This is a genomic window from Thermobifida cellulosilytica TB100 (genome assembly GCF_001517975.1).
Classification (GTDB): Bacteria; Actinomycetota; Actinomycetes; order Streptosporangiales; family Streptosporangiaceae; genus Thermobifida; species Thermobifida cellulosilytica.
In genome coordinates, this window is sequence record NZ_KQ950183.1 from 57,558 (window position 1) to 58,721 (window position 1,164).

Here is a 1,164-nt window from a genome sequence, read left to right on the forward strand (position 1 = left end):
CCCGCCCACCCCACCGAGGAGTTGCCGTGAACCGCACCCCTGCCGACCCCATCCCGCTGGACGACATCGACGAGGCGATCAAGGACATCGCCGAGGGGCGCCCGGTCGTCGTCGTGGACGACGCCGACCGCGAGAACGAGGGGGACCTCGTCCTCGCCGCCGACGCGGCCACCCCCGAGACGCTGGCCTTCGTGATCCGCCACACCTCCGGCGTGGTCTGCGTGCCGATGCTCGGCGAGGACCTGGACCGGCTCAACCTGCCGCTGATGACGCCGCGCAACGAGGACAGCCTGCGCACCGCCTACACCGTGACCGTGGACGCCCGCACCGGCGTGCACACCGGAATCTCCGCCGCCGACCGCGCCCGCACCATCCGGCTGCTCGCCGACGCCGACAGCGTCCCGGGCGACTTCACCCGCCCCGGACACGTCTTCCCGCTGCGCTACCGGCCCGGCGGCGTGCTGGTGCGCCGCGGCCACACCGAGGCGGCCGTGGACCTGGCCCGGCTGGCCGGGCGCCGCCCGGCCGGGGTGATCGCCGAGGTCGTCAACGACGACGGCACCATGGCCCGGCTGCCCCGGCTGCGCGAGTTCGCCGACGAGCACGGGCTGCGCCTGGTCTCGGTGGAGCAGTTGGTGGAGTACCGCCGCCGCACCGAGGTGCTCGTCGAGCGCGTCGTGGAGACCCGCATCCCCAACCGCCACGGCGAGTGGCGGGCGGTCGGCTACCGCTCCGTGGTGGACGGCTCCGAGCACGTGGCCCTGGTCCACGGCGACCTCGGCGACGGGCAGGGGGTGCTCGCCCGGCTGCACTCCGAGTGCCTCACCGGCGACGCCTTCGGCTCGCACCGCTGCGACTGCGGCGACCAGTTGGACGCGGCCATGGCGCGCATCGTCGCGGAGGGCCGCGGCGTCGTCGTCTACCAGCGCGGCCACGAGGGGCGGGGGATCGGCCTGCTGCACAAGCTGCGCGCCTACCAGCTCCAGGACGAGGGCGCGGACACCGTCGACGCCAACCTGCGGCTGGGGCTGCCCGCCGACGCCCGCGAGTTCGGCACCGGCGCGCAGGTCCTGCGCGACCTGGGCGTGCGGTCGGTCCGGCTGCTCAGCAACAACCCGGACAAGGCCGAGGGGCTGGCCGAACACGGGGTTGTGGTGGCCGAGC

General features: G+C 74.9%; 1 protein-coding gene. It reads left to right on the forward strand.

Annotated features, from left to right (window positions below; translation table 11 throughout):
* Positions 1–26: 26 nt before the first annotated feature.
* Positions 27–1,164 (forward strand): bifunctional 3,4-dihydroxy-2-butanone-4-phosphate synthase/GTP cyclohydrolase II (locus AC529_RS12960; RefSeq protein ID WP_068757026.1); only part of this gene is annotated, 1,138 nt, incomplete at its 3' end.